Raw genomic sequence first — 26,360 nt, 5'->3', positions numbered from 1 at the left:
GCTTGACTATGCTGGATCGCTCGACGGATCGCCTCCGTCGTCGTGGCGCTGCCGTGAAGAACCTGGCCCATAGCGCGTCCCTCCACTCCGACGTGAAGAGTGCACCATCAAACCCCGGGATCAAACATCTAGGACACCCGCAAACGCGACGTCCGCGTTCGTGGATCTTCAAATCGACGAAGCATTCATTCGAGCACAGGCCGCCGTAACAAATGTCGGTCTCCGTATTCTGATCAGCATCGGCGCCGAGACGAAGGCGTATGCCGCATTTCATCGAGCTGGCCCCCGCGGGTCGGCGGGTAGCGCGACCCTCGCATTGGCCGAGCGGCATTGCCGTCGACAGGGCCCCCGATCCGGCCGGCGACCCGGCCGTCCCGGACCTGGTCGTCACGGGCCTGGCCGACCGGTGGGTTGGGCCGGGGCGCGGATCAGGCACCGACCGGCCGGCCCGTCGTGCCACTCGAAGCCGATCTCGACCAGGCCGGACGCCAGCACGAGGTCGCGGACCGGGTCGAACCTCACGGCGCTTCCCTCCTCGTCGGCGGTGCGGACAAGCTCCTCCAGCAACCCGGCATCCTGCGTCCGAACCGCCTCAGGAGCGACCTGGAGCTCGCCGGTCCCGTTGACATGCATGGGGAGGAGTGATGCGCCGTCCAGCCGCGAGAGGCGACGCATCGCGCGATGTGCGGGCGTGTTGAGCTCGTCGGGGATGGACGCATCGAGGAGCGCATCGGCGTCTTCGGGCGCGAGCGTCGTCGGCGCGCCGTCCGACGAGACGACCGCGGATGATTGCTCGAACCGCCCGGCGGCGACGTCGAAGCGGACCGCCAGGAGCAGCCTGACGCCGGCGCGGGACAGGGCGAGGTCCAGCCGGCCTCCGTGTCTCTCGCCCCGGGCATAGCGGGCGTCCCCGATCTCCAGGCCGGCATGCCGGCGCAGCAGTCGTACTGCGGCCGGCGCGAGCGCCTCGTCGATCAGGTCGCGGGAGAGCGCGCCGGCGAGGCTCCGGCGCCATTGCGGACCGCCCCAGTCCGATGTCCGTGTGCCGCGCGCGGGCGGCGCGAGGAGCGCGGCGGCCGTCCAGCGCAGCGCGGGGACGTCGGCCGCGGCCGCGGGGCCGCGGTGAACCAGGTCGGCCAGGTCGCCGATCAAGGATGGAAGGCCCGGCGACAGCGCCGCCTTGAGCCGGCGCTGGACCAGTGCGGCGGCGTCGGCGAGGGCCGACGAACCGGGTCCGGATGCGGGGCGGCCCGTTCGTGTGGCGCCCGGCGCGAGGCCTTCGAGATCGGCGAGGGCCTGTAGGATGAGCGGCAGCATCCGCAGGTACTCGAAGGCCCGCCCGAGGTGCGCCCGCGTGCCGTCGGCATCCTCGGGGACCCAACGGGCGATCCGTTCCAGGGCGGCCAGCACCTCGGCGTGGGCCCTCAGGGCGAAATCCTTCGGGATCGCGTCGAGCACGGCGCGGTCGGCCGGATGGCGCGACCGGGCTAGGGGGGCGACGATGCCGTCCATCCAGGCCTGCCTGACGTGTTTGCGGATGGCGCTCTGCAGCCCGGGGATCTTGGAGACCTGGAGACCGCCCCCGGAAAGCGCCGCATGCAGGGTGCCCATGGCCGTGTCGACGATGGGCCGCGTGTCGGGATGGGCAAGGGCGGAGATGGCCTGCCGCGCCCGCGCGAGTTCGTGCACGTCCGCCCGCATCGGGCGGACGTCGGCGGGGGAAAGCGGGAAGTCGGGGTCGGGATGCATGGCCGGACGGTGCCCCAGGCGCGCGGGCGTCCGGTCGAGGCGCACGGCACGGCCTCGCACCGGGATTGTGCGCGGAGGCCGGGCCGGGTCGGTCCTGTCCTTGGACGGCGCCCGGGAATCGGGCGCACAGCCCATTGTGCGAGGCGCGCGGCAAGGCACAAACGCCCTCCCCGACCCTGCCGGGACGTGCCGCCGCGCCGCCGTCGGCCGCGACGTTCCCGACGGCAAGCCCGGTGAAGTTCCGCTCGCGCGTTCCGCCATGTCCCGCCTCGACATCCAGGGGTTCTCGGGGACCGGGCCGCCTCAGGCGGCCCGGCGCGAATGCACGGGGCGCCGGACCGCGGCGCGCCGCTTCGGCATCCGTCGCACGACGGCGCTCGCGGTGGGCGTCACCGGTCCGGGCGCGGGCGCCGCCGGCCGGTCCGTTGTGCCGGCGACGCCGCGCGGCCCGGGCCCGAGACGCGGCGATTCGGACCGGGGCCCCGAGCCCGATCCGGGTGCCGCGCCCCGCGCCCTCGGGAGACGGGGCCGGGACCCGAGGGCGAGGGTCATCCGCCCCGGCGGTCCCTGTCGACGACGAACGCCGGCCGCGTGTCGGACAGGCGTCGCCAGGCGTCGAGGTAGGCGCCGAGATGCGGTCTGCGGGTCCGCTCCAGCTCCAGGTAATCCTGGAGGCCCGCGATCGCCCTGTCGTGGGCCGCGGCGTCGGTCCGCCCGGCGAGATACGCATGGCGGACGTAGATGCCGAAGGTCGTCATCGTGTCGGTCTCGCAATACGCCCGGACGCGCTCGATCTGTCCGGCTGCGACCATGTCGGCCACCAGCGACCCGTGCTCGCCGAGTTTGCCCGGCATGCCGACCAGCGCGGCGGCCTCCTCCAGGGTGAGCCGGCTGGCGCACCCGAACCCGGACATCTCGTCCATGACGTCGACGTGGGCGCCGCCGTACCGGTTGCCGTAGCTTGACCAGCGCGTGCCGCGCCGGAACCAGGCTTCCGCCGAGATGCCGTGGAGCATCGTGCGGTGGAGCAGCGTCGGCATGTCGAAGCCGCGGCCGTTCCAGGTGACGAGCCGGAACCTGCCGGAGGCGAAATGCCGCCAGAAGCCGCGCAGGATGCGGGCCTCGTCCCAGCCCGCCTCGCCGCCGCTCCTGCAGGCGGTGACCCGATATTCCTCCAGTCCCGTATCGCCGTCGCGCAGGATCTCCGCCTGCACGAAGCTGACGGCGACCACGGCGTGCCACGCGCATTTCGGAAACCTGTCCCTGGCCCACACCTCGGGCGGCGGCATCAGGGTTTCGTCTGGCACGGTCTCGATATCGACGACGAGGAGCGCGTCCGCATCGACGCCGGTTTCCGCCGCCGGCCGACGGTCGTGGCGGACGGCGGAGCGCGCGCCGGCCGCGGGTGCGCTCGCGTCGGACATGGAGGGGAGCCGAAGCCGGGGCGACGGGGAGCGGGTCTGGTGCATGGGGCGGTTCTCCGGGGCGGCTGTCAGACCAGGATCGTGCGGCTGGCGTCGAACCCGTTCGTCGGGTCGTCCGGGTCGTAGGGGTTGCTCACGACGCGCGTGCGCCCGAGCCGCAGGTCGCAGGCCTGCGGCACGTTCCCGTGGATCCAGACGGCCGGGGCGCCCCACCCCTCCATCACGGGGTCCAGGGCGGAGGCGTGCCAGCAGACCCGCCACGGGTCGAGCACGGGCCTCGCCAGGGCTGGCGGCAGGCAGGACCGGGACGGGGCGAAGGCGGTGACGACCGCGGCGCGGTCGCCCGGGCCGATGTCACGCAGGACCGGGTTCGGCATATGGCCATACAGGCCGGCACCGACGGCGACGGCGTTGAGCCCATCCTCGATGAACGCCCGCGAGCGTGCATGCGCGCCGGCCGCGTCGTGCGGGAAGAAGGGCACCCCGGGTGCGCTCGCCGCCTTGTCAGACACCGTCCAGCGGCTGCGGGCGTGCGCGCGGGCGGTCCGGGCGTTCTCGACGCCGTCCAGGGCGAAGTCGGTCCAGAGCGTCGCCCCCAGGATGATCAGGCCGGGCCGGAGCGGATCGCCGAGGCGAACGGCGCCGTCGTGGAGCACGGTGATGCCCAGCGCCGCCCCAAGCGGCACGGCCTCGGCGAGCGCCTCGCCCACGGGTTCGCCGTCGAGGTACTCCGCCGGTCCCGGGACGAGGACGACCGGCCGCCGACCCTGGCGGCCGCCGAGCGCGTCCGCAAGCCAGCGCACGGACCGGCACAGGCCGGGCGCGATCCCGCCCGGGACGAGCAAGGCGTCGAAGTCCGGCAGCGGGTCCGGCAGCACGTGCGGCGCCCGGTCAATCCTCAGGTCGGACAGGGTCCATAGACGGAACGGGACGGGCTTCGGCGGGGCGGACCGCGCCCCGGGGGCGGCCGGCACGGCGGACGGGCCTTCCGTCGGTGCCGGTGCATGCACCTCGGCCCGGGCCACCGGATCGGGAACGTGGAGCGTCACGGCTGTCCTCCGTCCTGCGCGGCGCGGTGTTGGTCCGCCTCGGCGATCAGCGCCCGGAGCGCGTCGCCCGAGACCAGGCGCCGCGCGATCAGCAGCTCGGCGACGGCCGCCACGGCGGTGCGGTTCGCCTCCATGACGGCCAAGGCCTCGCCGCTCAGCCGGTCGAGGTCGCGCTCGACCGCCCCGAGAAGGGTGGGGTCGAGCGACAGCGCGACCGCCACTTCGTGGGGGGCGCCGCGATACGCCAACCGGTCGCCGAGGCCGAGCGAGGCGTGGTTGCCGGCGAGCAGGGTCGTCACGCGCGCGAGGTCCGAGCGGCTATCGCCGCCCGCCCCGGCGCTCGGCTCCCCGAGGAACAGGATCTCGGCGGCCCGTCCGCACAGGAGCGCGACCGCGAGGCCCTCGATCTCCGCGCGGGTCGGGGACTGGCCGAGGCGGGTCGCCACGGAGGTCGCGCCGAGCGAATCCCGGCGCGGGACCAGGTCGACCTGGGCGACGCGGGCGCCGATCCGCTCGAACGCCACGGCGTGCCCCGCCTCGTGGTACGCGCTCCGACGTCGGTCCGCCGGGCTCCCTTGATCCGGCGGCGCGACGCGGCCGAGCAGGTCCTCCGGGCGCATCGGCCGTCCGGCGGCGCGCGCGGCGGCACGGGCCTCGGACACCCACCCGGCGACCTGGGCGCCGCTGGCGCCGAGCGCAAGCGCGCCGAGCGGCGCGAGGTCCATGTCGGGCACCTCGCCGTCGTCGAGGTGTTGCCGGAAGATGACCGCCAGGTCGGCGGCCGAGGGCGGCTTGATCTCGATCACCCGGCCCAGCCGTCCGGGCCTGATCAAGGCGGGATCGAGCCTATCGCCGTGGTTCGTCGCCGCGATGATGCACACCTCGGGGGCGCCGGGCGCGTTGAGCGCATCGAAACCGAGCAAAATGCTCGTGCACAAGGGGGTCCACCACTCGCGTGCGTGGTTGTCCATCGTGGCCCTATTAGGAATACTGTCAGCTTCATCTAGGAATAAAATACTCGGCGCCAGAGCGCACGCGTGCGTGTACGCGGCATCCCATGCGCGGAGCACGCCACCCAGATGTCCGTCGGATCCGGTGAACCAGGCGCCGACCGAGGTCGCGACCAGCGGCAGGCCCGCGGCCTTCGCGAGCGAGCGGACGAAAGATGATTTTCCTAGTCCCGGGGCGGAGCTGAGGGCGACGTGCCTGTCGAGCCGCTGGAACGCGGGCGCGCCGCCGGAGGCGCGCCAGGTCGCGATCTCGTCGATGAGGCGCGTGCCCCAGGCGTGGGCATCGCCGAAGCCGACCAGGGTCGCGAAATCGGGCGCCGACCCGACGGCGGGATCCGCGGTGGCCTTCGAGCGCGCCGCCGCGGCGAGGCGCGCGACGCAGGCCCGCGCCGTCGTCCCGCGCACCGCGGCGGCGATCTCGAAGAAGTCCAGCCCGCGCGCGATCCCGGGCGGCAGGGTCGGACGCCGCCCCGTGGCGGCCCGGACGACCCGCGCGATCACGGCGTCGGTCGCGCCCGGGAGCCGCACGTGCAGGTCCGCCGCGGCGACGAGGGCCGAAGGCAGGTAGCGCGCGGGCGATTGCGAGACGCCGAGCACCCGGTCGCCGCGGGCGAGCCGGTCCGCCACCCGGTCGTTTCCGCGGTCCGCACGGTCCTCGCTTCTCGAAGCGCCGGTGCGCGCCGCCACGTAACCCCACGCCGCCAGGCGCCCGCACGCCTCGCGGACCGGCTCGACCCAGTCTGCGGCCGGAACCTGGACGACGAGGGCGAAGGCGGGGTCGGCGGCGATGCGGCGGCGCTGGGCGGGCGAGAGCGCCGCTTCGAGCGCGAAGGCCGCGAGCGTCTCGGTCGCGGGACGGCGCTCGTCGGCGGCGACGTCCCCGGTCTCCGCCTCGTTCAGGTCGTCGCGCAGGAATGTCAGGTGGGGCATGGTCGCCTTGCTCCGAGGGTGGGTCGAGGTCCGGGGCCGGGTTACGGCGGGCCCGGGTCGCGGCACGCATCCGCCGGCGACGGCCTACGACGGCACCTCGACGACGCAGGCCGGGTCGAAGGCGGGGTTCTCGCCGTCGTAGCCGAGGGGGTTGCACAGGATCCGGGTCGGACCGATCCGGTGGTCGCGGCGGGCGTGGACGTGGCCGTGAAGCCAGAGGTCCGGGCGGCCGGCGGCGATGAGGCTGCCGAGGTCGCTCGCGAAGGCCGGGTTCAGCACGCTGCCGGCGAAGCCCGGGTCGAGCGAGGCACGGGCGGGGGCGTGGTGCGTGACCACGACGTGCGGTCGCGCCCGCGTGCCCGGCGGGTCGACCTCCAGCAGCGCGCGCTCCAGGAAGGCGCGGCTGGCGGCGTGCAGGGCCGCCGCGTCCCCCGGCCGGAATGTGCGCCAGCCCGGGTTGCGGGTCGTCGCGATGCAACGGTGATCGTTGAGGCCGGCCTGCGCGGCCGCCATGGCCCGCCGGCGGTTGCCCGCGCCGTCGATGCCGTAGTCGGTCCAGAGCGTGCCGCCGGAGAAGGCGACGCCGCCGATCTCGACGGTGTCGTCGTCGAGCAGGGTTACGCCGTGCCGTTCCGCGGCCCGGCGTCCGAGCGCGCGCTCCTCGTCAACGGCCGAGCCGTAGAATTCATGGTTTCCCGGCACGACTACGACCGGCATGATCGGTCGGATGGCCTGGCCCAGCCAGAGGATGGTGTCCGCCAGACCCTGGCCGACGTCGCCCGCGACGACGGCGACGTCGGCTTCGGGGATGTGCCCGGGCGTCCACGGCGCCCCCGACAGGTCGCGATGCAAGTCGCTGAAGATCCAGATCCGCACGTGATCGACTCCGGGGTTCTCGGGAACTTCTCGCTCTTCGGGATGCGGCGGCGGTCACCGCCGAGGCGGGGGGCGGCGCCCGGCCCGCCGCCTTCCGGGTCGGCCCGGACGCCCGCCGCGCACGTCCGGCGGTAGGCCGGCGAGGACGTGGGCGAGGACGGTGCGGGCCGCCGCATCGCCCCGCCAGGCGGCGACGAGCACCGTCGAGAGCGCGAGGTCCACGACGGCGGGGTCCGGTTCGGCGCGCCGCGTGAGGTCGAGCGTGACGGCGATGGCGGCCGCGGCCTCACCCCTCCGGGCCGCGGGCCAGGACCGATGATGCAGGCAGACGCCGCCGGCGAGGGCTCGGCGGACCTCCCGGATCGCGGAGGCCTCGATGTCCGGAAGCCGTGCCGTGCGCCAGAGCGCGAGCGGATGGCTTCCCGCGGGCGGCTCGCGGCGCGGGAGGGTCCGGTCGCGGGGATGGGAATCGTCGCTCGCGCGCATGCGTCCTCCGGGCTCGTGACGGGCAAGACGGACCCGCTCCCGCGCGCCGAGGCGCGCGGGCGGGGTTCGTTCGGACGGGATGGCGGTGGCTAGTGCCGGTCGAGGCGCTCGGCGCCCGTGTCGGGTTGGCCCAGGACGAAGTACCTCGACAGGGTGCGCGCCCAGCGCCGGCCATCGGAGGCGTACAGATCGCTGGTGGTGATGCGGCGGCCGTCGGGGAAGTTCGGATGCCCGTGGACCTCGCCGGTGAGCACCCTCACGGACCGGGTGGAGGCCCGCCACCGCTCAAGGCGCGGGGCGCCGTGCAGGTCCTCCCGCGTCGGCTTGACCTGGTCGCGGATCCCCTGGAGCTCGTCGGCGAGGTCGCGCAGCCGGTCGCCGGCCTCGCGCTCGTCCGGCGCCCGAGCCTGTTCGACGTCGACACCGAGGTTCGCGGCGAACGCGGCGGGGTCGACCTCGGCGGCGTGCGGGTTCGCGGCGGCGGCGCGCAGGGCGGCGAGCAGCGTGACGGAGGCCCCGAGGCTGCGGCTCGTGCGATCCCCTTCGGCGATGCGCTGTGCCTCCCCGCGGCCGAACGCCGGCACGACCGTCGGCAGGGTCCGGACACGGCCTCGACCCGGCACGAGCGCCTCGTGCCCACGCATGACGCGGCCGAACGCGTCGGCAGCGGCGGCTCCGCCGCTGCGCCCGCACCCGAGGAGCCAGGGCGGCGAGACCACGTCCAGACCGAAATCCTCCGACGGGTTCATGCCCGCGAGCGCCGACGCCGCGGCATGCTCCTCGAAGGGGGTCGGGCCCACCGGCAGCACCGGCGCGTCGATGCGCGCCCTCAGCCCGAGGTTCCCCAGGCACGCCGCCGGCAGGTCGAGGACGAGATCGTCGTCCCGCCCCACGGCCTCGGCCGCGATCTCTCCCGCCTCCCGTGCGTCGCGCGCCTCGCGCTCGCTGACGGTGAGGCCCTCCTCCGTGACCGTCCGGCCCGGCAACGGGGCCTCCTCGGGGAACCTGACGCGCAGGAGCGTGACGGGGCGGCCGAGAACGCCATAGGCGTCGGCGAGGAGGAGCGCGGCGTAGGCGGCATGGGTCCGGCCAGCGGAACCGAAGAAGGCAGAGATCAAGGGCAATCTCCATGACGGAATCCGGACGCCGGCGCGCCCGGTGGAATGGCCACCGGGCCGGGGGCCGGGCGCGCCGGGTGGATGGCCCCCGGGGCCCGCGACGTCGGACACGTTGTGATTGATCCGTGAATCTTAAGGCAAAAGAGCGGAAATGAACAGCATAATCTGACTATTATCAAGAGCCATATTTTCGGGATGGTTAACGGCGTCGTGGCATATAGTCTTGGGCGCTTCGGATTACTTACGCATACGCGCGAGGTGGACCGGCGTGACGGTGCCGGAGGTACGCTTCCTGCGACCGGCACGGGGCCCCGTGTGACACGTCCGGACCGCGCCCGGCGACCCGAGCGGCGACCTGCGGTCGAAGCCGGCCGGTGCTTGGATCCCCACGCCCCATGCCGTCGTCGCGCAGATGACCCGCTGCGCCCCTGAGAGCCGGGCTTGACCGACCGCCGTGACCGCCGGTTCGGCGCGACGGTCGCCCGGTCAGCACCGATGCCGGGACGAGCCGGCGGCCGGGTCGCAAGGGGGGACCACGCCTCAGGCAGTTCAGGAATTGACGGGTGCGGATCTCGCGGGCGCTGACGGACGCGACAAGGGGCCGTGCCCGCGGCCCGGCCCCGAGGAGGGCGGGACGCCGACGGCGGTCGGCACGAGCGCGGGACCGCGCGACGCGCGATAGACAGTGCGCCGGGAGCGACCAGGGATCCGATAACCAGTAATTTCTGTATTTCTAGACTTACAGAAATACAGATGGCAAGATTCCCTCGATGCATCGGCCCAAAGGAGGACGCCGTGATCGCGACCATCCATTCCAACGACCGCACCGGCCTCCTGGCCGCAGCGTTGGTGGCCGGCGGCCTGACCGCCGCCGGCTCCCGTCCCACCGTCGTCGCCGTCGGCGCCAACGGCGCCCAGGCCTGTGGCCTGGCACGCCTCTCGGGTTCGTTCGACCTGCTCCGCCCCGATCCCGGCGACGCGGCGGCCGTCCTGTCGGGACTGGCGGCACGGTCGGAAGGCGACGTGATCGCCGTCCTGCCGACGGACCTGCTTCGCGAGGGCGGTCCGGGCGAACCCGGGCACCTTCGCGTCGTGGCCACGGCGTGCCGGCTGACCGCGGCCCAGGCCCTGCACGCGACCGCGTCGGGGGCGTGGCACCTTCGCTGCGACAGCGGGCTCGGCCAGCCGGCCTGGCGGATCGCCCCGCGCGTCCTGCCCCTCCGGCTGCCGAGGCTCTCGCCGCTGGAACAGATGCGGCTGCTCGCGGGAGATCTCGGCGGCGGCATGCGGTACGCGGCGGTCGCGCTCGCCGCCACCCTCCTCGCCGTCTCGGCGGATCCGGACGCCGAGCGCTTCGAGGCGGGTGACCTGGCCGCGCTCATGTCGCCGCTTTCCCCGGCCCGGGACCGTGCCCTGCACGAGCGGCTCCTCGACTGCGCTGCCGCCCTGGCCGACCCGGTTCTCCGAGACGCCCCCGTCGGCACCGCCGAGGCCGCGGGCGACCGAATCCGCAAAGCCCGCCCGACGCCGGTGGCGACCGCTCGCCTCCGCGCAACGCAACCCGCCCGCCTTCGCGCCTGACGGAAAGGACCAGAGCGATGATCAACCGCACGAAACCGAACCGCCTCTCGCCAGCGCCCCGGCCGCGCGTCGCCTCGCCCGGGACCGCTCGTCCCGGTCGCTCCGGAAGCGCCCGCCGGGCGCGCGCCGGGGCGGGCTTCTCCCGCGCCCGGATCGGACAGGGCGACCTCTCCCGCGACCGGGCGCCGACGGCGCCCCCGCACCGGGACGCGAACCCCTACGAGGCGTTCTACGCCTTGTCGGCGGACGGTGTCGGCCTGCTCGACCCCGGTTTCGACGACTGGGACTTGGACCCGTGCGTCCTCGTCGGGCTGTCGCCGTACCGCGGCGACGAGCCGGACGACGCGTGACCGCTTCCCGGGGCCCCACGGCGAGGGCGCCCGGGGGATGCGAGCCGGCACGGACCGGCTTCCGCGTCGCAGCGGGAGCCGGCGCACGGCGAAGGACCGGCTTTCGGAGCCTCAGAAATCGTCTCGGACGCGGCGTCTCGGCGAACGCGTAGCGGGTATCGTTATGCGTGACGCGTTACGGGCGTCGACCCTTCGGCTTGATCGGGAAGCCGGGACACGGGGTTGTGGCATGGTCGGGGAGCGGTCGGTCGAGCCGCCCAGGTTGTCTCCGGGAGGGACGAGGCGACGCCGCATCGAGGATGCCGCGCCGCGGCCGGACGCCCCGGCAGGCGGAGGCACCGGAGGTGGTTCGGGTCCGCCGGGCGTGCCGGAGGATGGAGCCGGTCACCGTTGTCACGCGCCTCGCGACCGGTCTCGGCGCCGGTGCCGATGCATCCGCTGCCCCACGGCACCGCGCCGCGCTGATGGGGCGGGACTGGCGAGCGTGCAGGGACGCAGCGGCCGGTCACGAGGGAGCGGAACCTCCGTGCGTCGGCGCGCGCGGTCGGACGCCCATGCCGCGGCCATAGTTCTAGATATACAGAAATAAGGGTTGCGCACCCCGTGCCGCGTCTCCATGGTGCTTCCATGGAGCTCGAACTCGCGGCACGACAGTTGGAGGCCCTCGGCAATCTGACCCGCCTGAGGGTGTACCGTACGCTCGCGCGGGCGGGCCGAGACGGCCTGCCGGTCGGTGCCCTCCAGCGGCGCGTCGATGTCCCGGCCTCGACGCTCTCCCATCATCTCCACCGTCTGATCCAGACCGGTCTGGTCGCCCAGGAACGCCAAGCCACGACACTGGTCTGCCGGGCGGTCGATCCGGCGATGAACGCCCTGATCGGCTTCCTCGATGAGGGTGGGCATCGGGAGCGGTCGGCCGGTCCCGCGTCGATGTCGGCCTGATCGACCGTTGTCCGCGACCGGGCATGCAACCTTCGCTCGACCGGCGCCGTTCCGACCGCCGCGACCCGTCCGGGCCCGCGCGGCCTTGCCCGGCGGAGGCGCGCCGCTGAGACTTGCCGACGACAGCGCCGATCGGGGCGGCGATGGTATGCTCCGGCCCGAATCCGGATTTTGGGAATGCCGCGCCGATGCGCCTGACGGAAGAGACCGGGACGGATCACCGCCCCTCGGACGAGGCCTGGATCGGCAACCTGATCCGGCATTGGCGCGAGGACCCCGGCGCCTCCTATCGGACCTGGTTCCTGTGGGAGGAGCGCATCAAGAACTTCCGCTCGATCCGGCGCGGCCTCCAGGCGGTGATAGACGAGATCCGGGCCGACGCGTTCGGCAACGCCTATCGCGGCTCGTCCTTGGAAACGGTGGTCCACTCCATCGCGGAGCAGCGCCAGGTCTTCAAGGGCGCCGACCACGCATTCCTCTGGAAGCCTAAGCTGCGCATCCCCGACATCTACGAAGACCGCGCCAACCAGGTTGCGTTCGGCCGGTTCCTCGACGCCTGCCTGTGCTGCAGTGCAGAGGACGGGGTGCTGGCCGCCATCCACGGCCTCGACCGGCAACGCATCAAGGGGCTGGGTCCGGCCGCGGCGAACCTGCTGTACTTCCTGCACCCCACACTTGTGCCCCCGTTCAACACGGCCATCGTGAAGGGCTACAACGCCATCGCCGGCGCCAATGTGAAGCTCGGCAAGTGGGACGAGTACCTCGCCATGCGCCGGGGCATCGTCGCCCTCAACGCCGCCCATCGCGGCCTGCTCTCCAACGATTACGGCGCCATCGCGGGCTTCCTGTTCGACGTCGGGTCCGGGCGATACCCGCTGCCGGAGCGCGACGGGGCCGCCGCGCTGGCGCGCTGGCGCGAGGATCTCGACCGAGTGCGGGCGGAGGCCGCGGCCACGGCCTCCAAGGCGGCGCTCGCCGCGCGTGAGGCGGACCACACCCACACCGAGGTCCAGGGCTGGCTGCGCGACCTCGGCCTCGCCCTCGGCTTCGACGTCTGGATCGCGTCGAACGACGGCAACCGCCCCTATGCCTCCGGCCGCCTGTCCGACGGCTGCCTCGACCGCCTGCCCGGGCGGCTGACGGCGAATGGGTCGGCCGAGATGGTCCGGCTCATCGACGTGATCTGGCTGGACAAGGCGGACGGCGACGTCGCGGCCACCTTCGAGGTCGAGCACACGACGAGCATCTACTCGGGCATCGTGCGGATGCTCGACCTGGCGCTCGGGGTCGAGGGCGGGGCCGCGCGCAACTTCTTCCTGGTGGCGCCCGACAACCGCGAGGAGGACGTGCGCGCGCAGTTCGCCCGGCCCGCCTTCTCGCGGGTGGCCGAGCTCGACCTGCGCTACCTGCCCTACAGCGAGCTGCGCGGGCACCGGGAGACGATCGCCCGCTTCGGGAGCGGCCTGAAGGGCGTGCTCGCCATCGCTAAGCCCGTCGGGCGTCCGCGCTGACCCCGGTGACCGGCGCGACGAAGCCGGCCGGAGGGATTCGGTCGTCATTCCAGCGGCTGGCCGAGAGCGTCCGGAGGTCGCGCAACCGCATCGGCCACTATCGCGCCGTCCTCGACGAGGGACCGACCAACCACCACGCCGACGCCCTGGACCCGATCCGCTGGTGCCGTCCGACCATCGCGCGATGGGCGAGCACCGTGTCACGGGTGGCCGCCGTCGTCATCGGGCGTCCAGCCGCGGGCGCGGGTTCCGAGGGCGCCGGACCGCACGCGCGGATCCCGACGGTCACCGAAGACGTTCGCGGCGCGGCCGATGTTCCGCCGTCGGCCGGGATGCCGGTGGCCCCACGACAACGAACTCCGCCGGTGCGGCCGGACCCCGCGGCGTAGCCTTCGAGCGGGCGTCGGATAAGTCGGCTGTCGCGTCGCGGTGGCCCCGCTCGCCGCGGGCCTCGGCCGCGGGCGTCATCCGGCCCTCGCCGCCGGGGCCTCGGCCGGGCTCTCACCGTCCCAGGGAGCCTCGCCCACGAGGGCGGCGAAGCGCTCGTCCGGGAGTTCCTCGAACGGCCTCCGCTCCGCTATGCGCTGGCGCAGCTTCCACCGGAGCAGCCGGGGCGTGATCCTCTGGAAGCGCCCCGTCGCCGCGACCAACTCAGGATCCAGGCCGCCGAGGATGCCTTCCGCCGTCTGTGCCCCGCCTCTGGCGAGAAGGGCGTGGACCTCCCGCATGAACAAGCGCCAGAACGGCCGCTTTCCCATCGCCGCGACCGCCTCGGCGAGTGGCGGCTCGGGCGTCGCCGCGACGTCCGGCTCGGGCTCGGCCAGCCCGAACCGATGGCCGACGAGGGTCAGCCCGTTGCCGTCCTGCACCAGGCGCAGGAGGTGATAGCGCAGCCACGCCTCGGTGAGCGGGAAACCCGCCCGCTCGCCCTCCTGCTTGAGCCGGGTCGGGAGCGCTCTCAGGAGCGGGTGGACCGCCATGGGGCCGCGTTGGCGCACCGCCGCTTCGACCGCGTCCCGCACCTGCCCCCAGAAGTCGTTCGCCTCTCGCGCCAGCTTGAGCCCGTGCGCGGTATCGACAAACCCGGGCCCGGCGCGACCCTGCGCGAGGGAGTCCGCCTCTCCCGCGGCGGAAACGGGCGGCGCGGCCCCGCCGGCCTGAGTGCCGACGGCCCGCACCCGGTCGAGCTCGACCTGCAACGCCGCGACCCGCTCCTCCAAGAGATCGACCCGGTCCAGCGCCTCGTCGAGCAGATCCCTCGCCGCGGCCCTGCAATCCTCGGCTCCGACGAAGTCCGCCAGACCCGCCCGAGCCGCTTCGACCCGGGCCAACTCAAGCAGCTCCCGCCCGATCACCGTAAGCCGCCTCTCGAACGCCTCCGGCAGGTCCGCCCGTTCGATGGCCGGCCGGTAGTCCTCCCTGTCCTTCCACTTCCTGAGCTCGCGAGCGATGTCGCCGAACGACCCGCCGCCGAGCTCCCTCCGGACCGTGCGGACCGAGACCCGCTCCTTGGTGCCACCGGGCGGTGCCGGCCTGGCCCGTATCCGATCCGCGGCTGTCCAGACCCCGTTCTCCGTCACCATGCCCGCCATCCCAAGCCGTTACCGGTATCATCGCCGCGAGCGGTGAAGAAACGGTCGCGGTCCGCGTGGAGGCTCGGTGTGGGCGCGAGCGCGAGCCGGACCCGAAGGCGACCGGACAGATAGGCCGCGGGAGGCCTTCGGATTGAGGAACGCCCGGTCGGCGAACGCCCCCATCGTGTAACGCGTACGCATAACGTTACCCGTTATGCGTACGCCTCGGAGTCGCGTGCCAACCGCCGGCGGCAGCAGCCGCCATCCCGCCTTGAGCCGCCGGAAACCTCGCTACCACCGAAGACGTACTTCGTCGGCCTGCCTCGCCGCACTACGAAGCCATTCAGGACCGTCGCGGCCGACCAGAAGGTGATCCTGTCGGCCCGTACGCAGGGGCCTCACCGAGGTGCGGCGGCCCGCGAGATCTCGGCACGGGACGGCAGGGGCGCCCATGCTCTTATCCAAGTGCGGTTGCTGCGGGCGGACGGTTCGCACCGACGCGACGAGGTGCCCGAGCTGTCGCGCCGCAACCGGGGCGGGCATGCGCCCTTCCCCGAACGAGGCGGCATACCGGATCTGCATGCTCGCGGACGCGTGCGCCGTCCTCTTCTGGCTCCTCGTGATCCGCCGATAGGCGCGGACCGGCCTACATCCGCTCCTTGATGCCGGAGCCGACGAGCCACCAGTTCACCGGGTAGCTGGTCAGGAATCCCGCCACCATCGCGACCTGCATGGCGAACCAGAACTCGACCGAGTTCACCGGGGCGCGCTGGCCGGCCCAGTGCGGGAACAGGAAGAATTGGGCGAACGCCATGAAGCCGTACATGCCGACCTGCCAGGCGATCAGCGAGACGGTGTCCGCCTTCACGGCCGCCACCAGACCCTCGCCGGGGGATAGCCCGCGCATCGGCACGATGGCGTAATACTGGAACGCGATCCCGAGCGCGTACGCGAACACGAAATCCAGGACCCAGACCGCGTACATCTTCTCATCGAAGAGGGAGTGCCAGCCGAACCAGACGGCGACGGCCGGCACCACGAAGGCGAGCCACTCGGCGGCGACATCGCCCAGCAGGCAGCCGCTGCCGCAGTGGAGCGCACCCTTGCCGACCATCACCGGGAAGGGCATCCCCGTCGTGTTCGGCGGCTTCTCGCCCCGCTCCTTCGCGTCGTGGTGCGCCTCCATGGTCGCGAGCCGGCCGTAACTGAAATAGGCCCAGACCACGACCACCGTCCCGAACAGGGCGCTGATCGGCCAGACCACGTTCATCACGGTCATGTGCTGCGGGTGACGGATCACCTGCGCCGACAGCAGCAGCGAGCAGGCCGCCCCGAGCAGCAGCGCGGCGATCGAGATGGCATGGAGCCAGGTCGGGAACATGCGCGCTCCTAGCGGGCCGAGGAAGGGTCGAGGTTGGCCGCCCGCAGGCGCAGGGCATTGCCAATGACGCTCACCGAGGAGAGCGCCATGGCGGCCGCGGCGATGACCGGCGAGAGCAGGATGCCGAGGAACGGGTAGAGGATGCCCGCCGCCACGGGCACGCCCGCGGCGTTGTAGATGAAGGCGAAGAACAGGTTCTGGCGGATGTTGCCCATCACCGCCCGCGACAGCCGCCGTGCCCGCACGATGCCGAGGAGATCGCCCTTCAGCAGGGTCAACCCGGCGCTCTCGATGGCGACGTCCGTCCCGGTGCCCATGGCGATGCCGACATCCGCCGCCGCGAGCGCCGGGGCGTCGTTCACGCCGTCGCCGGCCATCGCGACCACCTGCCCGGCCGCCTTGTGGCGCTCGACCACCGCAGCCTTCTGGTCGGGCAACACCTCCGCCTCGACCTCTTCGATGCCGAGCCGGCGTGCCACCGCCTCGGCGGTGGTGCGGTTGTCACCGGTCAGCATCACCACCCGGATGCCCTCGGCCCGAAGCGCCGCCAGCGCCTCGGCCGTCGTGGCCTTGACCGGGTCGGCGATGGCGATGACGCCGGCCACCCGGCCATCGACGCCGGCGAAGATCGCCGTCGCGCCGTCACGCCGGAGTTCGTCGGCTTCGGTCGCATGGGTCGATACGTCGACCCCTTGCTCCTGCAGGAAGGCGGCGTTGCCCAGCGCCACGCGGCGGCCCTCAACGGTGCCGAGCGCGCCCTTCCCGGTCGGGCTGTCGAAATCCGCGACGGGGCCGGTCGCGATCCCGCGCTTCCCGGCGGCCGCCACGATGGCCAGGGCGAGCGGGTGCTCGCTCGCCCGCTCGACGCTCGCCGCGAGGCGCAGGAGCGTGTCCTCGTCGAACCCGGCCGCCGCCACGACCCGCGTCACGGCCGGCTTGCCTTCGGTCAGGGTGCCGGTCTTGTCGACCACAAGAGTCGTGACCCGCTCCATCCGCTCCAGTGCCTCCGCATTCTTGACGAGCACCCCGGCCCCGGCGCCGCGACCGACGCCGACCATGATCGACATCGGCGTCGCGAGACCGAGCGCGCACGGGCAGGCGATGATCAGCACCGCCACCGCGGCGAGGAGCGCGAAGGTGAAGCGCGGCTCCGGCCCGAACGCCATCCAGGCGGCGAAGGCCAGCGCCGCCACGCCAATGACCGCCGGCACGAACCAGCCCGCGACTTGATCGGCGAGGCGCTGGATCGGGGCCCGCGAACGCTGCGCCTCGGCCACCATCTGGACGATGCGCGCCAGCATGGTGTCGCGCCCGACCCTGGTCGCCTCGACCACGAGCGAGCCGGACTGGTTGAGGCTGCCGCCGATCACCGCGCCGCCGACCTCCTTGGTGACGGGCATCGATTCCCCCGTCACGAGGCTCTCGTCGACGGCGCTGCGGCCCTCCACCACCGCGCCGTCGACCGGGACCTTCTCGCCGGGGCGCACGCGCAGCCGGTCGCCGATGGCGATGGCATCGAGCTGCACCTCCTCGTCCTCGCCGTCGGGCCGGATGCGGCGGGCGGTTTTCGGCGCAAGGTCGAGGAGCGCCCGCAGCGCGCCGCCGGTGCTCTCGCGGGCGCGAAGCTCCAGGACCTGTCCGAGCAGCACGAGCACGGTGATCACCGCCGCCGCCTCGAAGTAGGCCGGCACCGCCCCGCCGTGCCCGCGTAGCGCTTCCGGGAACAGCCCCGGGGCAAGGGTCGCCACCACGCTGTAGAGGTAGGCCGTGCCCGTCCCGAGGGCGACCAGGGTGAACATGTTCAGGTTCCGAGACAGGACGGAGTGCCAGGCCCGAACGAAGAAGGGCCAGCCGGCCCAGAGCACCACCGGGGTGGCGAGCGCGAACTGGATCCAATTCGAGGTCTGCTGCCCGAGCCGTTCGGTCAGGCCGAAGAGGTGCCCGCCCATCTCCAGCACGAACACCGGCAGGGTCAGGACCAGCCCGACCCGGAACCGGCGGGTCATATCGACGAGCTCCTCGCTGGGGCCGTCGTCGGCGCCGACCATCGCCGGCTCAAGCCCCATGCCGCAGATCGGGCATGCCCCGGGGCCGACCTGCCTGATCTCCGGGTGCATCGGACAGGTGTAGATCGAGCCTTCCGGCACCGGGTCGGACTTGGCTGCGGACTGGCCGGGGTCGAGGTAGCGGACCGGCTCGGCCACGAACTTCGTCCGGCAGCCGTTCGAGCAGAAGTAGTAGGGATGCCCGTCGTGCTCGGCCCGGTGCTCGGTCGCGTGCGGGTCGACCATCATCCCGCAGACCGGGTCCTTCACGCGGGACGCACCCGCGTCATCCGCGGCCATGCCGGCATGGTCGTGCGCATGGGAAGCGACGGAGTGGTCATGCCCGTGTCCTTCGGAGCAGGCGCGGGCCGCCGGGGCGAGATGCGTTTTCGACGAATTGCTCATGACCGGTCCCTCCGCGCGACTTCGATCTCCGCGGCCCGCGAGAGCGGACGCGATTTGGGCCGCGGACAAGTGGTTCTCTCAGGCTTACTGCTTGCCTTCCTTACGGGCGTTCTTGTCGAGCCAGGCAGTGAGCTCCTTGATGCTCTTCTCCTGTTCCTGGATGCTCTTCTCGGCGATCTTCTTAGCCTCGGGATTGTCGCCGTTCCTCAGGCCGACCTGGGCCATGGCGATGGCGCCCATGTGATGCGGGATCATCGCGCAGATCCAGGCGACGTCGGGGTCGCCGGCCATCATGCCTTCCATCATCGGGCCGTTCATCTGCATCATGGCGTGCTGCAGGCCCTTCTGGGTGTCGGTCGCCTGACCGGACATGCCCTGCATCGCCATCGACATGTGGCCCTGCATGTCCTTCATCGAGGACTCCTTGCCGGCCGACGCCGCCTTGCAGGTTGCGGGCAGCTCGAACGACGGGGCCTGCATGGAGCCGTGGTCGTTGGAGCCATGGTCGTTATCCGCGGCGAGGGCCGCGCCGATGCCGGTCAGCGCCAGGGTCATCGCGAGTGTCAGGGTACGAACGTTCATGATCATCTCCTCCAATTGATCAATCGGGACGGCCGGCTCGGCCGCCCCGTCAGGGTTCAAGCGGTCATTTTCCGGCAGGTCTCGGCACACCGGCGGCACTGCGCGACGCAGTCCTGCATGTCGCCGACCGCCTCACAGCTCCGCGCGCAGGCCTCGCAGACCTCGGCGCAGGCTCGACAGGTGTGCGTGTGCTCGGGCAGGCCGATCAGCATGAAGTGCGCCGAGGTTCGGCATATTTCCGCGCAGGCCATCATCAGGCGAAAATGCTCCGGCTCGACGTGCTTGCCGCCGGCGGGGAGACAGTGGTTGGAGGCCATGCCAAGGCAGCTTTGATAGCAGCGCAGGCACTCGTCGATGCAAGATTGCATCTCGCCAGACATTTTGTGCATCCTTGTTCTCCTTAAGTTGATGGGTGCTGCCATAAGTTCAGCAAATACATAGACGTAATTTGCGTTTTTGCTGAATTGCGATCAGATCCATAACCATATTCGTCGGATTACGTTCAATTTATTGTCTATAATATTTCTGTATGTCTAGGCGCGGGTCTGCAATGAGGGCACGCGGCGGCGAGGCTCGTCGAGGCGTCGCCGACCTTGTGCTGAGCGTGGGCGAGCATCCCGCTGAGACAGCGGCAGAGGGACCCTACGTCAGCGGCGCCGGATCAACGCGAGATGAGAGATGGGCCTCGCCACGGGATAGTCGGTGCACGCCACGACTGCGGTCGCACCTCGGGCGTCGCGCGCCTCGGGCGCGCCTCATCTCACGCGAGGGTTCGTGGGGGCTTGCGCAGCGCCTCGGGAGCGATACCCGCGCGTCCGGCGACATTATCCGGGATTAACATGGCCGCCCGAAACATGGGCATGGCGGGTGATGCGGGTCCGGCAAAAACACCGAATGTGCCGCCCACCGTCGTCCCACAGCAGCGTCGCTTGCAGGGGCCGGGGCAGCAGCATCGGTCGGCATCGACCGCCCGAACGGATGCCGTCGACTTGCCGGTGGTCACGCGTAGGCGAGGCGCGGTCAACAGCGTCACCGCCAACTCGGCGATGCCCGACGCCTTGTCGAGACCCGGGTTCGCCGCGGGAAGGGACGCCGTGGCGGCATCCGAGACCATGCGACCGCGGTGGCCGCAGTGGACGTGCCCCTCGTGAGCCTGGACGGCGGACGGCGCGACATGGGCGATGATCGCGAGGATCATCGCCGCCATCAGACGCACGATATGCCGGTCGAAACCCATGCCGGTCGCCAACCTCGGCCCAAACGTAGGGACGGCGTCGTCCCTGGGACGTGAATGCGCGCATTCGGGTTTGGTTGCGGCTCGTCCCCCCGACTCACGCCGTCGGGCTCAGCGGCTCGGCGGGGAAGCCTGCGGCGACTATGGTCTCGGCAATGCGGTCCGCAGGGCCGGTCGCGCCGGACACGGTCACGAGCTTGGCCCCGAGGTCCACCTCGACCAGGGCGCCCGGCTCGATGCCGGCGATGGCCCGGGTCACGGACTTGGCGCAGCCTCCGCAACCCATCCTGTCGACCTTGTAGCGGTACATGACGCTCTCCCTGTGGTGGCGTCCCGCACAGATGGGGCTTCCCATGGTGGGAAGGTCAAGGGTCGCGGAATGCCTCCCGCCAGGTGGGAATGGCGTCGATTCGGGCGGGCGCCCAGGTCGGGGCCGACGTGTTAGGACACCGTGCGGATGATCGCGGCGAACTTGCCGACGGTCATTTGCGTGCGGTCGCCCTCGGTCACGTCCCGGAGAGGATGAGGGTATCCGATCAAGCTTCCGGGCTTGCGCCGCGTTCGAGGGCGGCGAACCGTTCGGCCTTCACCTCGGCGACGTGGCAGCCGCGTTGGATCGTCCGCCTGGCGTGACTGAACACCCATGGGCGTCTCCGGCTGCGTATCGCAGGCAGCGCGCAGGGCACCCAGCGGTATGTCGCTGGCGGCGGCCGGTGCCATCGTGTGCGGGCGTTCAAGGGTCAGCATCGGCATGCTCCTCGGGTTGTTTCCCGGGACTGGTCTCAGCGCTTCACAAAGCCAATGTCGGCGGCCACCGCGCTCAGCCGCTCCGGCGCGCGCTCCTTCCGCTCGCTGTAGCGGTCCACCAGGTAGTCGGCCCGCTCTCGGGTCAGGAGCGTGAACTTCACCAGCTCCTCGCACACGTCCACGACCCGCTCGTAGAGCGGCCCCGGCTTCATCCGGCCCGCGTCGTCAAACTCCTTGTAGGCCATCGGCACGGACGATTGATTCGGGATGGTGATCATCCGCATCCAGCGGCCGAGCACGCGCAAGGCGTTCACGGCGTTGAAGCTCTGCGAGCCGCCGGAGACCTGCATCACGGCAAGGGTGCGCCCCTGGGTCGGCCGCACGCTGCCCTCGCTCAAGGGCAGCCAGTCGATCTGACTTTTCATCACGCCGGTCAGGGTACCGTGCCGCTCCGGTGAGACCCACACCTGGCCCTCGGACCAGATCGAGAGATTGCGCAGCTCCTGCACCTTTAAGTGGTCGGCGGTCGCATCGTCCGGCAGGGGCAGGCCGTCCGCGTGGAAGATCCGCACCTCGCCGCCCATGGCTTCGAGGAGCCGGGCGGCCTCGTACGCGAGGCAGCGGCTGAACGAGCGCTCCCGCAGCGAGCCGTAGAGGATCAGGAAGCGGGGCGCATGGGTGAACGGCGCCGCCGCGTCTAGGCTGTCGCGGGTCGGCACCTCGAAATGCGCTTGGCTGAGGTTCGGCAGGCCATCTTTGAAGGGCTGGCTGAGCTTGTCCAAGGGACGTCTTTCTTGTACGTTCAAAATATCGTTTGAAGATTGTAACGAAAATGGATGAACCGCAAGCCCTCGCCGCCTTTGCGGCCCTGGCGCAGGAACACCGCCTGCGTCTGGTGCGGTCGCTCGTGACCGCCGGACCAGGCGGCCTCGCCTCCGGCGTTCTGGCCGAGGCGGTCGGCGTCTCTGCCGCGACCGTATCCCACCATCTCAAGGAGCTGAGCCATGCGGGCTTGGTCGCCTCGCGGCGCGAGGGCCGTTCGATCATCTACAGTGCTGCCTATCCGGCCCTGTCCGACCTGATCCAGTTCCTGATGCGCGACTGCTGTCAGGGCCACCCGGAGGTCTGCACCCCGGCCGTCGCCGCCCTCGCCGCCTGCAACTGCCCACCCGGAGACACCCTCTATGCCTGATCGCGTCTACAACGTCCTGTTTCTCTGCACCGGCAACTCGGCCCGCTCGATCCTGGCGGAAGCGATGCTGAACCAGGATGGGCAAGGCCGCTTCCGGTCCTACTCCGCCGGTAGCCAGCCCAAGGGCGAGCCGCATCCGCTGGCGTTGCAGACGCTACGGGAGAGCGACTACCCCGTGCACGGGCTGCGCTCGAAGTCCTGGGACGAGTTCGCCGCGCCCGGTGCTCCGGTGATGGATTTCGTGTTCACGGTCTGTGACAACGCAGCCGGCGAACCCTGCCCCTTCTGGACTGGTCAGCCCGTGACCGCTCATTGGGGCATCGAGGACCCTGCCGCTGCGGAAGGCTCGGAGATCGAGCGCAAGCGCGCCTTCGTGACAGCGCAGCGCTACCTGAAGAACCGCATCGCGGCCTTTATCGCCCTGCCGCTCGGCAGCCTCGACCAGGCGGCCCTGTCGGCCAAAGTCAGAGAGATCGGCCAACAAGCCGGTGCCACCGCGCTCCGGCCGGAGGTCGCTTGATGGACGTCATCATCTACCACAACCCGGACTGCGGCACGTCCCGCAACACCCTGGCGATGATCCGCAACGCCGGAATCGAGCCTCATGTGATCGAGTATCTGAAGACGCCGCCCGCCCGGGCGCTGCTGGTGCAGCTCCTCGCCCGGGCCGGCCTGCCCGTCCGCGACGCACTGCGGGAGAAGGGCGCGCCGTTCGCCGAGCTGGGCCTTGGCGATCCGGCATTGACCGATGCGCAGCTGCTCGATGCCATCGAGGCGCATCCGATCCTTCTCAACCGCCCGCTGGTGGTCAGCCCCAAGGGCGTGCGGCTGTGCCGGCCGTCCGAAGCCGTGCTGGACCTCCTGCCGGGGCAGCAAGGCGAGTTCGTCAAAGAGGATGGCGAGCGGGTCGTGGACGAGCACGGCCGCCGCGTCGGCACTGCCTGAACCCCAACCCCGACCCATAAGAAGAAAACGCCCGGATGCTCGCGCTCGCCATCTTCCTCGTCACCCTCGTCTTCGTCATCTGGCAGCCAAGGGGCCTCGGGATCGGATGGAGCGCGCTGGCAGGCGCGGCGGTCGCGCTCGCCACGGGGGTGATCCATCCGGGCGATATTCCGGTGGTCTGGCATATCGTCTGGGACGCCACCTTCACCTTCGTGGCGCTCATCATCATCTCGCTGCTGCTCGATGAGGCCGGTTTCTTCCATTGGGCGGCGCTGCACGTCGCCCGCTGGGGCAGTGGGTCCGGCCGGCGGCTCTTTCCGCTTGTCGTGTTGCTCGGCGCGGCCATCGCTGCGGTGTTCGCCAACGACGGCGCGGCGCTGCTGCTGACGCCGATTGTGCTGGCGATCCTGCTCCGGCTCGACTTCAAGCCGGCGGCGGCGCTGGCATTCATCGTCGCCTGCGGGTTCGTGGCCGACAGCACCTCCCTGCCGCTGGTGATCTCCAACCTGGTCAACATCGTCTCCGCCAACTTCTTCGACGTGACCTTCGGCAGGTATGCGGCCGTCATGGTGCCGGTGAACCTGGTGTCCCTGGCGGCGACCCTGGTGGTGCTTTGGGCTTTCTTCCGGCGCGACGTGCCGGCGGCCTACCCGGCGGCCGCCTTGGAGCGCCCGGTCGGGGCCATCCGCGATCCGCTGGTGTTCCGGGCGGCGTTCCCGCTGCTTGGCGTGCTCCTGCTCGCCTACTTCGTCACCGCGCCGTTCGGCGTGCCGGTGGCGGCCGTCACCTGTGCCGGTGCGGCCGTTCTTCTACTGCTTGCCGACCGGGGCAGGGTCATCCCGATCCGCAAGGTGCTGATCGGCGCCCCCTGGCAGATCGTGCTGTTCAGCCTCGGCATGTACCTCGTGGTCTACGGCCTGCGGAACGCCGGCCTGACCGACGAGCTGGCCACGGGCTTGGTCTGGCTCGTCGGCCATGGCCCGTGGGTCGCCACGGTCGGCACCGGCTTCGCGGCGGCGATCCTGTCGTCCGTGATGAACAACATGCCATCTGTGCTGATCGGGGCGCTCTCGATCCAGCAGGCGCCGGACCTGTCCCCGCTGACGCGCGAGCTAATGGTCTATGCCAACGTGATCGGTTGCGACCTCGGCCCGAAGTTCACGCCAATCGGCAGCCTCGCCACGCTGCTCTGGCTGCACGTCCTTGACAGCAAGGGCCAGAAAATCACCTGGGGCCAGTATATGAAGGTCGGGCTTGTCATCACCCCGCCCGTGCTGCTGGTCACGCTCGTGGCGCTGGCGGCTTGGCTGCCGCTTCTCGGCACCCGGTAGGCAGCCCGTGTCCGAGGCCCGCCGCTGGCCGGTGATCTCCGCCCTCGGCGTCGTGCAGATCCTCACCTGGGGCTCGTCGTTCTACCTGCCGGCGGTGCTTGCCGGCCCGGTCGCCGAAAGCACCGGCTGGCCGCTCGCCTGGGTCGTCGGCGGACTGTCACTCGGCCTGCTGGTCGCCGCGTTCGCCTCGCCGCATATCGGGACGGCGATCCACCGCCACGGCGGCCGGCCCATCCTGGCGCTGGCCGCGCTGCTGCTGGCTGCCGGGCTGACCATGCTGGCGCTGGCTCCGATCCTGCCGGTCTACCTCGCCGGCTGGCTGCTGCTCGGCCTCGGCATGGGTTGCGGCCTGTACGATCCGGCATTCGCGACCCTCGGCCGGCTCTACGGCGCGGCGGCGCGGCCGGCGATCACCACCCTGACCCTGTGGGGCGGGTTCGCCAGCACCGTTTGCTGGCCACTTTCCGCCTTCCTGGTCGCGCATTTCGGATGGCGCGGTGCCTGCCTGGCCTATGCCGGCCTGCACCTCGCGGTGACGCTACCGCTTGTCCTCCTTCTGATCCCCAAGGCCCCGGCACCGCCGTCGGCGGGGCATCACCAGGACCGAACCGGCCCGCTGTCCGCGAAGGAACGGCGGGCGTTCCGGCTGTTCGCCGGCGTGCTGATAATCGGCGGCGCGATCATGTCGCTTGTTTCGGTGCACCTGCTGACGCTCCTGCAGGCGCGGGGCGTGGCGCTCGCTTCGGCCGTCTCCTACGGGGCGCTGATCGGCCCGGCTCAGGTCGGCGCCCGCGTCGCGGAAATGTCGTTCAAGGGCCGGCACCATCCCCTGTGGACCCCGACCGCAGCCCTTGGCCTCGTCGCCCTCGGCCTGGTGCTGCTCGCCGGCGGCCTGCCCGGCGTCGGGGTCTGGCTGGTCCTCTACGGCGGCGGCAACGGCATCTATTCGATTGCGCGGGGCACGGTGCCCTTGGCCCTGTTCGGCCCCGTTCGCTATCCGCTGGTCGTCGGCCGCTTGGCACGGCCGGGGCTGATCGCGCAGGCGCTAGCGCCGCCGGCCGGCGCTTTCGTGCTGACCTACGCCAGCCCGGATGCCCTTTGGTGGCTCCTGCTCATCCTCGGCCTCGCCAACCTCGGACTTGTCGGCGGGTTGTGGCGGACACGGTAATCGCTCCACCGCTTCGGCAGCTATGGGAACTCGGTCGCGCTTCAGCATCCTTGGCTTCGACTTCCCAGTCCCCGGGACAATCGCCCCCCACGCCGTCCGTCCGCTTCGGCCAGGGTGGGCGGACCGGCCGGCCGACCAAGCTCCGCGAGAAGCCGGGCATCGGCTCCTGGGGGGATGCCTCAACGTCGGTTCACCGCCCCGAACGAGTACGGTGACGGCGAGCGCCCGCGCGACGGCTGCGCTCAAGCCGGCGCGCCTCCACGATAACGGGCGAAGGCGCCGCGCCCCTCCGGCCCGAACAGGACCACCTCGTAGATGTCGGGCTCCCTGCCCTCGACCTCCATGCCGGGCGACCCTGCCGGCATGCCCGGAACGGCCAGTCCCGTCACCTTCGGCCGCTCCGCCAGCAGCCGCCTGATGGCGTCCGCCGGAACGTGTCCCTCGACCACGTAGCCGTCCACGAGAGCGGTGTGGCAGGAGGCGAGGTCCCTCGGCACGCCGAGACGCGCCTTGACCGGGTTCACGGGACCCTCGGTCACCGTCACCGTGAAGCCGGCCTGTCGCAGGTGGTCCACCCACTTCGCGCAGCAGCCGCAACTCGGGTCCTTCGTCACGGCGACGGTCGGCAGGCTCTCCCCCATCACGGGTCGTCCGAGCGACACTCCCGCCGCCAAGCCCGCGAGCACGGCACGCCGGGACGGCATCATGTCTGACTTCATCATTCGCTCCT

The 26,360-nt window shown here is 71.6% G+C and carries 26 protein-coding genes; 9 read left to right on the top strand and 17 right to left on the bottom strand.

Annotated elements, in window-relative coordinates:
* Positions 1-387 precede the first annotated feature (387 nt).
* From AAHF99_RS04785 to AAHF99_RS04755, 7 genes are all read right to left on the bottom strand, one after another.
* Complete coding sequence (locus tag AAHF99_RS04785; RefSeq protein WP_111473126.1) at positions 388-1,794, bottom strand: serine/threonine-protein kinase; 1,407 nt, start codon at positions 1,792-1,794, stop codon at positions 388-390.
* Positions 1,795-2,297: 503 nt separating this feature from the next.
* Positions 2,298-3,218 (bottom strand): 3'-5' exonuclease, encoded by a 921-nt coding sequence (locus tag AAHF99_RS04780; protein ID WP_050735130.1) that lies wholly within the window; start codon positions 3,216-3,218, stop codon positions 2,298-2,300.
* 23 nt (positions 3,219-3,241) lie between these two features.
* Positions 3,242-4,222 carry a metallophosphoesterase family protein gene (locus tag AAHF99_RS04775; RefSeq protein ID WP_050735129.1) on the bottom strand — a complete coding sequence of 327 codons (981 nt, stop codon included), beginning with the start codon at positions 4,220-4,222 and terminating at the stop codon, positions 3,242-3,244.
* Complete coding sequence (locus AAHF99_RS04770; protein WP_050735128.1) at positions 4,219-6,162, bottom strand: AAA family ATPase; 1,944 nt, start codon at positions 6,160-6,162, stop codon at positions 4,219-4,221. Before AAHF99_RS04770 ends, AAHF99_RS04775 begins: the two co-directional genes overlap by 4 nt.
* An 84-nt stretch (positions 6,163-6,246) precedes the next feature.
* Positions 6,247-7,038: a metallophosphoesterase gene (locus tag AAHF99_RS04765; protein WP_050735127.1), complete on the bottom strand. Its 792-nt coding sequence runs from the start codon at positions 7,036-7,038 to the stop codon at positions 6,247-6,249.
* Positions 7,039-7,092: 54 nt separating this feature from the next.
* The gene (locus AAHF99_RS04760; RefSeq protein ID WP_050735126.1) at positions 7,093-7,524 is read right to left on the bottom strand and encodes a hypothetical protein; all 432 of its coding nucleotides are present in this window, start codon (positions 7,522-7,524) and stop codon (positions 7,093-7,095) included.
* A gap of 89 nt (positions 7,525-7,613) precedes the next feature.
* Positions 7,614-8,642: a hypothetical protein gene (locus tag AAHF99_RS04755; RefSeq protein WP_007565570.1), complete on the bottom strand. Its 1,029-nt coding sequence runs from the start codon at positions 8,640-8,642 to the stop codon at positions 7,614-7,616.
* 795 nt (positions 8,643-9,437) lie between these two features.
* Here AAHF99_RS04755 and AAHF99_RS04750 point away from each other — a divergent pair.
* The 4 genes from AAHF99_RS04750 to AAHF99_RS04735 all read left to right on the top strand — a co-directional run bounded on the left by AAHF99_RS04750 (position 9,438) and on the right by AAHF99_RS04735 (position 13,026).
* Positions 9,438-10,223 carry a hypothetical protein gene (locus tag AAHF99_RS04750; protein ID WP_050735125.1) on the top strand — a complete coding sequence of 262 codons (786 nt, stop codon included), beginning with the start codon at positions 9,438-9,440 and terminating at the stop codon, positions 10,221-10,223.
* A gap of 17 nt (positions 10,224-10,240) precedes the next feature.
* Positions 10,241-10,573 (top strand): hypothetical protein, encoded by a 333-nt coding sequence (locus tag AAHF99_RS04745; RefSeq protein WP_050735124.1) that lies wholly within the window; start codon positions 10,241-10,243, stop codon positions 10,571-10,573.
* 627 nt (positions 10,574-11,200) lie between these two features.
* Positions 11,201-11,515, top strand: a complete 315-nt coding sequence (locus tag AAHF99_RS04740; protein WP_050735123.1) for an ArsR/SmtB family transcription factor — start codon at positions 11,201-11,203, stop codon at positions 11,513-11,515.
* 188 nt (positions 11,516-11,703) lie between these two features.
* A complete protein-coding gene (locus AAHF99_RS04735) occupies positions 11,704-13,026 on the top strand; it encodes a type II restriction endonuclease (protein ID WP_342162838.1) in 1,323 nt (440 codons plus the stop codon).
* 464 nt (positions 13,027-13,490) lie between these two features.
* On the opposite strand, the gene AAHF99_RS04730 is transcribed toward AAHF99_RS04735, so the two are convergent.
* The 9 genes from AAHF99_RS04730 to arsH all read right to left on the bottom strand — a co-directional run bounded on the left by AAHF99_RS04730 (position 13,491) and on the right by arsH (position 21,776).
* A complete protein-coding gene (locus AAHF99_RS04730) occupies positions 13,491-14,609 on the bottom strand; it encodes a DNA-binding protein (RefSeq protein ID WP_050735158.1) in 1,119 nt (372 codons plus the stop codon).
* 637 nt (positions 14,610-15,246) lie between these two features.
* Positions 15,247-15,981 (bottom strand): DUF4396 domain-containing protein, encoded by a 735-nt coding sequence (locus AAHF99_RS04725; RefSeq protein WP_050735121.1) that lies wholly within the window; start codon positions 15,979-15,981, stop codon positions 15,247-15,249.
* A gap of 8 nt (positions 15,982-15,989) precedes the next feature.
* Positions 15,990-18,431, bottom strand: a complete 2,442-nt coding sequence (locus AAHF99_RS04720) for a heavy metal translocating P-type ATPase (protein WP_050735120.1) — start codon at positions 18,429-18,431, stop codon at positions 15,990-15,992.
* An 84-nt stretch (positions 18,432-18,515) separates the two neighbouring features.
* A complete protein-coding gene (locus tag AAHF99_RS04715; protein WP_246410790.1) occupies positions 18,516-19,019 on the bottom strand; it encodes a DUF305 domain-containing protein in 504 nt (167 codons plus the stop codon).
* Positions 19,020-19,069: 50 nt separating this feature from the next.
* Positions 19,070-19,402, bottom strand: a complete 333-nt coding sequence (locus tag AAHF99_RS04710; protein WP_050735119.1) for a four-helix bundle copper-binding protein — start codon at positions 19,400-19,402, stop codon at positions 19,070-19,072.
* Positions 19,403-19,773: 371 nt separating this feature from the next.
* Positions 19,774-20,250, bottom strand: a complete 477-nt coding sequence (locus tag AAHF99_RS04705) for a hypothetical protein (RefSeq protein WP_050735118.1) — start codon at positions 20,248-20,250, stop codon at positions 19,774-19,776.
* A gap of 94 nt (positions 20,251-20,344) precedes the next feature.
* Positions 20,345-20,557, bottom strand: coding sequence for a heavy-metal-associated domain-containing protein (locus AAHF99_RS04700; protein WP_050735117.1), 213 nt, complete (start codon positions 20,555-20,557; stop codon positions 20,345-20,347).
* Between the two features lie 131 nt (positions 20,558-20,688).
* Complete coding sequence (locus tag AAHF99_RS04695; protein WP_124262909.1) at positions 20,689-20,994, bottom strand: hypothetical protein; 306 nt, start codon at positions 20,992-20,994, stop codon at positions 20,689-20,691.
* Between the two features lie 35 nt (positions 20,995-21,029).
* Entirely contained in the window at positions 21,030-21,776 is a 747-nt protein-coding gene (gene arsH, locus AAHF99_RS04690) for an arsenical resistance protein ArsH (RefSeq protein ID WP_050735116.1), read from the bottom strand.
* 50 nt (positions 21,777-21,826) lie between these two features.
* On the opposite strand from arsH, the gene AAHF99_RS04685 reads away from it, so the two are divergent.
* From AAHF99_RS04685 to AAHF99_RS04665, 5 genes are read left to right on the top strand one after another with little or no spacing between them, the layout of a single operon-like run.
* Positions 21,827-22,186, top strand: coding sequence for an ArsR/SmtB family transcription factor (locus tag AAHF99_RS04685; protein WP_050735115.1), 360 nt, complete (start codon positions 21,827-21,829; stop codon positions 22,184-22,186).
* A complete protein-coding gene (locus tag AAHF99_RS04680; RefSeq protein WP_050735114.1) occupies positions 22,179-22,706 on the top strand; it encodes an arsenate reductase ArsC in 528 nt (175 codons plus the stop codon). The genes AAHF99_RS04685 and AAHF99_RS04680 overlap by 8 nt, the downstream gene beginning before the upstream one ends.
* Entirely contained in the window at positions 22,706-23,131 is a 426-nt protein-coding gene (arsC, locus tag AAHF99_RS04675; protein ID WP_050735113.1) for an arsenate reductase (glutaredoxin), read from the top strand. Before AAHF99_RS04680 ends, arsC begins: the two co-directional genes overlap by 1 nt.
* Positions 23,132-23,166: 35 nt before the next feature.
* The gene (locus AAHF99_RS04670; protein ID WP_342162837.1) at positions 23,167-24,462 is read left to right on the top strand and encodes an arsenic transporter; all 1,296 of its coding nucleotides are present in this window, start codon (positions 23,167-23,169) and stop codon (positions 24,460-24,462) included.
* Between the two features lie 7 nt (positions 24,463-24,469).
* A complete protein-coding gene (locus tag AAHF99_RS04665) occupies positions 24,470-25,630 on the top strand; it encodes an MFS transporter (protein ID WP_050735111.1) in 1,161 nt (386 codons plus the stop codon).
* Positions 25,631-25,872: 242 nt separating this feature from the next.
* On the opposite strand, the gene AAHF99_RS04660 is transcribed toward AAHF99_RS04665, so the two are convergent.
* Entirely contained in the window at positions 25,873-26,349 is a 477-nt protein-coding gene (locus AAHF99_RS04660; protein ID WP_050735156.1) for a DUF411 domain-containing protein, read from the bottom strand.
* Positions 26,350-26,360 lie beyond the last annotated feature (11 nt).

The organism is Methylobacterium litchii, assembly GCF_038442315.1.
Lineage (GTDB): Bacteria > Pseudomonadota > Alphaproteobacteria > Rhizobiales > Beijerinckiaceae > Methylobacterium > Methylobacterium litchii.
Note: the sequence above shows the minus strand (reverse complement) of the source record. Positions and strands in the feature narration are given on the sequence as shown.

Excerpts from the sequence above, each read along its gene's own strand:
- AAHF99_RS04780 (WP_050735130.1), bottom strand. The coding sequence starts at position 3,218 with ATGCACCAGACCCGCTCCCCGTCGCCCCGGCTTCGGCTCCCCTCCATG.
- AAHF99_RS04770 (WP_050735128.1), bottom strand. The coding sequence starts at position 6,162 with ATGCCCCACCTGACATTCCTGCGCGACGACCTGAACGAGGCGGAGACC.
- AAHF99_RS04760 (WP_050735126.1), bottom strand. The coding sequence starts at position 7,524 with ATGCGCGCGAGCGACGATTCCCATCCCCGCGACCGGACCCTCCCGCGC.
- AAHF99_RS04745 (WP_050735124.1), top strand. The coding sequence starts at position 10,241 with ATGATCAACCGCACGAAACCGAACCGCCTCTCGCCAGCGCCCCGGCCG.
- AAHF99_RS04740 (WP_050735123.1), top strand. The coding sequence starts at position 11,201 with ATGGAGCTCGAACTCGCGGCACGACAGTTGGAGGCCCTCGGCAATCTG.
- AAHF99_RS04735 (WP_342162838.1), top strand. The coding sequence starts at position 11,704 with ATGCGCCTGACGGAAGAGACCGGGACGGATCACCGCCCCTCGGACGAG.
- AAHF99_RS04730 (WP_050735158.1), bottom strand. The coding sequence starts at position 14,609 with ATGGTGACGGAGAACGGGGTCTGGACAGCCGCGGATCGGATACGGGCC.
- AAHF99_RS04725 (WP_050735121.1), bottom strand. The coding sequence starts at position 15,981 with ATGTTCCCGACCTGGCTCCATGCCATCTCGATCGCCGCGCTGCTGCTC.
- AAHF99_RS04720 (WP_050735120.1), bottom strand. The coding sequence starts at position 18,431 with ATGAGCAATTCGTCGAAAACGCATCTCGCCCCGGCGGCCCGCGCCTGC.
- AAHF99_RS04715 (WP_246410790.1), bottom strand. The coding sequence starts at position 19,019 with ATGATCATGAACGTTCGTACCCTGACACTCGCGATGACCCTGGCGCTG.
- AAHF99_RS04710 (WP_050735119.1), bottom strand. The coding sequence starts at position 19,402 with ATGCACAAAATGTCTGGCGAGATGCAATCTTGCATCGACGAGTGCCTG.
- AAHF99_RS04705 (WP_050735118.1), bottom strand. The coding sequence starts at position 20,250 with ATGGGTTTCGACCGGCATATCGTGCGTCTGATGGCGGCGATGATCCTC.
- AAHF99_RS04700 (WP_050735117.1), bottom strand. The coding sequence starts at position 20,557 with ATGTACCGCTACAAGGTCGACAGGATGGGTTGCGGAGGCTGCGCCAAG.
- AAHF99_RS04695 (WP_124262909.1), bottom strand. The coding sequence starts at position 20,994 with ATGCTGACCCTTGAACGCCCGCACACGATGGCACCGGCCGCCGCCAGC.
- AAHF99_RS04685 (WP_050735115.1), top strand. The coding sequence starts at position 21,827 with ATGGATGAACCGCAAGCCCTCGCCGCCTTTGCGGCCCTGGCGCAGGAA.
- AAHF99_RS04680 (WP_050735114.1), top strand. The coding sequence starts at position 22,179 with ATGCCTGATCGCGTCTACAACGTCCTGTTTCTCTGCACCGGCAACTCG.
- arsC (WP_050735113.1), top strand. The coding sequence starts at position 22,706 with ATGGACGTCATCATCTACCACAACCCGGACTGCGGCACGTCCCGCAAC.
- AAHF99_RS04670 (WP_342162837.1), top strand. The coding sequence starts at position 23,167 with ATGCTCGCGCTCGCCATCTTCCTCGTCACCCTCGTCTTCGTCATCTGG.
- AAHF99_RS04660 (WP_050735156.1), bottom strand. The coding sequence starts at position 26,349 with ATGAAGTCAGACATGATGCCGTCCCGGCGTGCCGTGCTCGCGGGCTTG.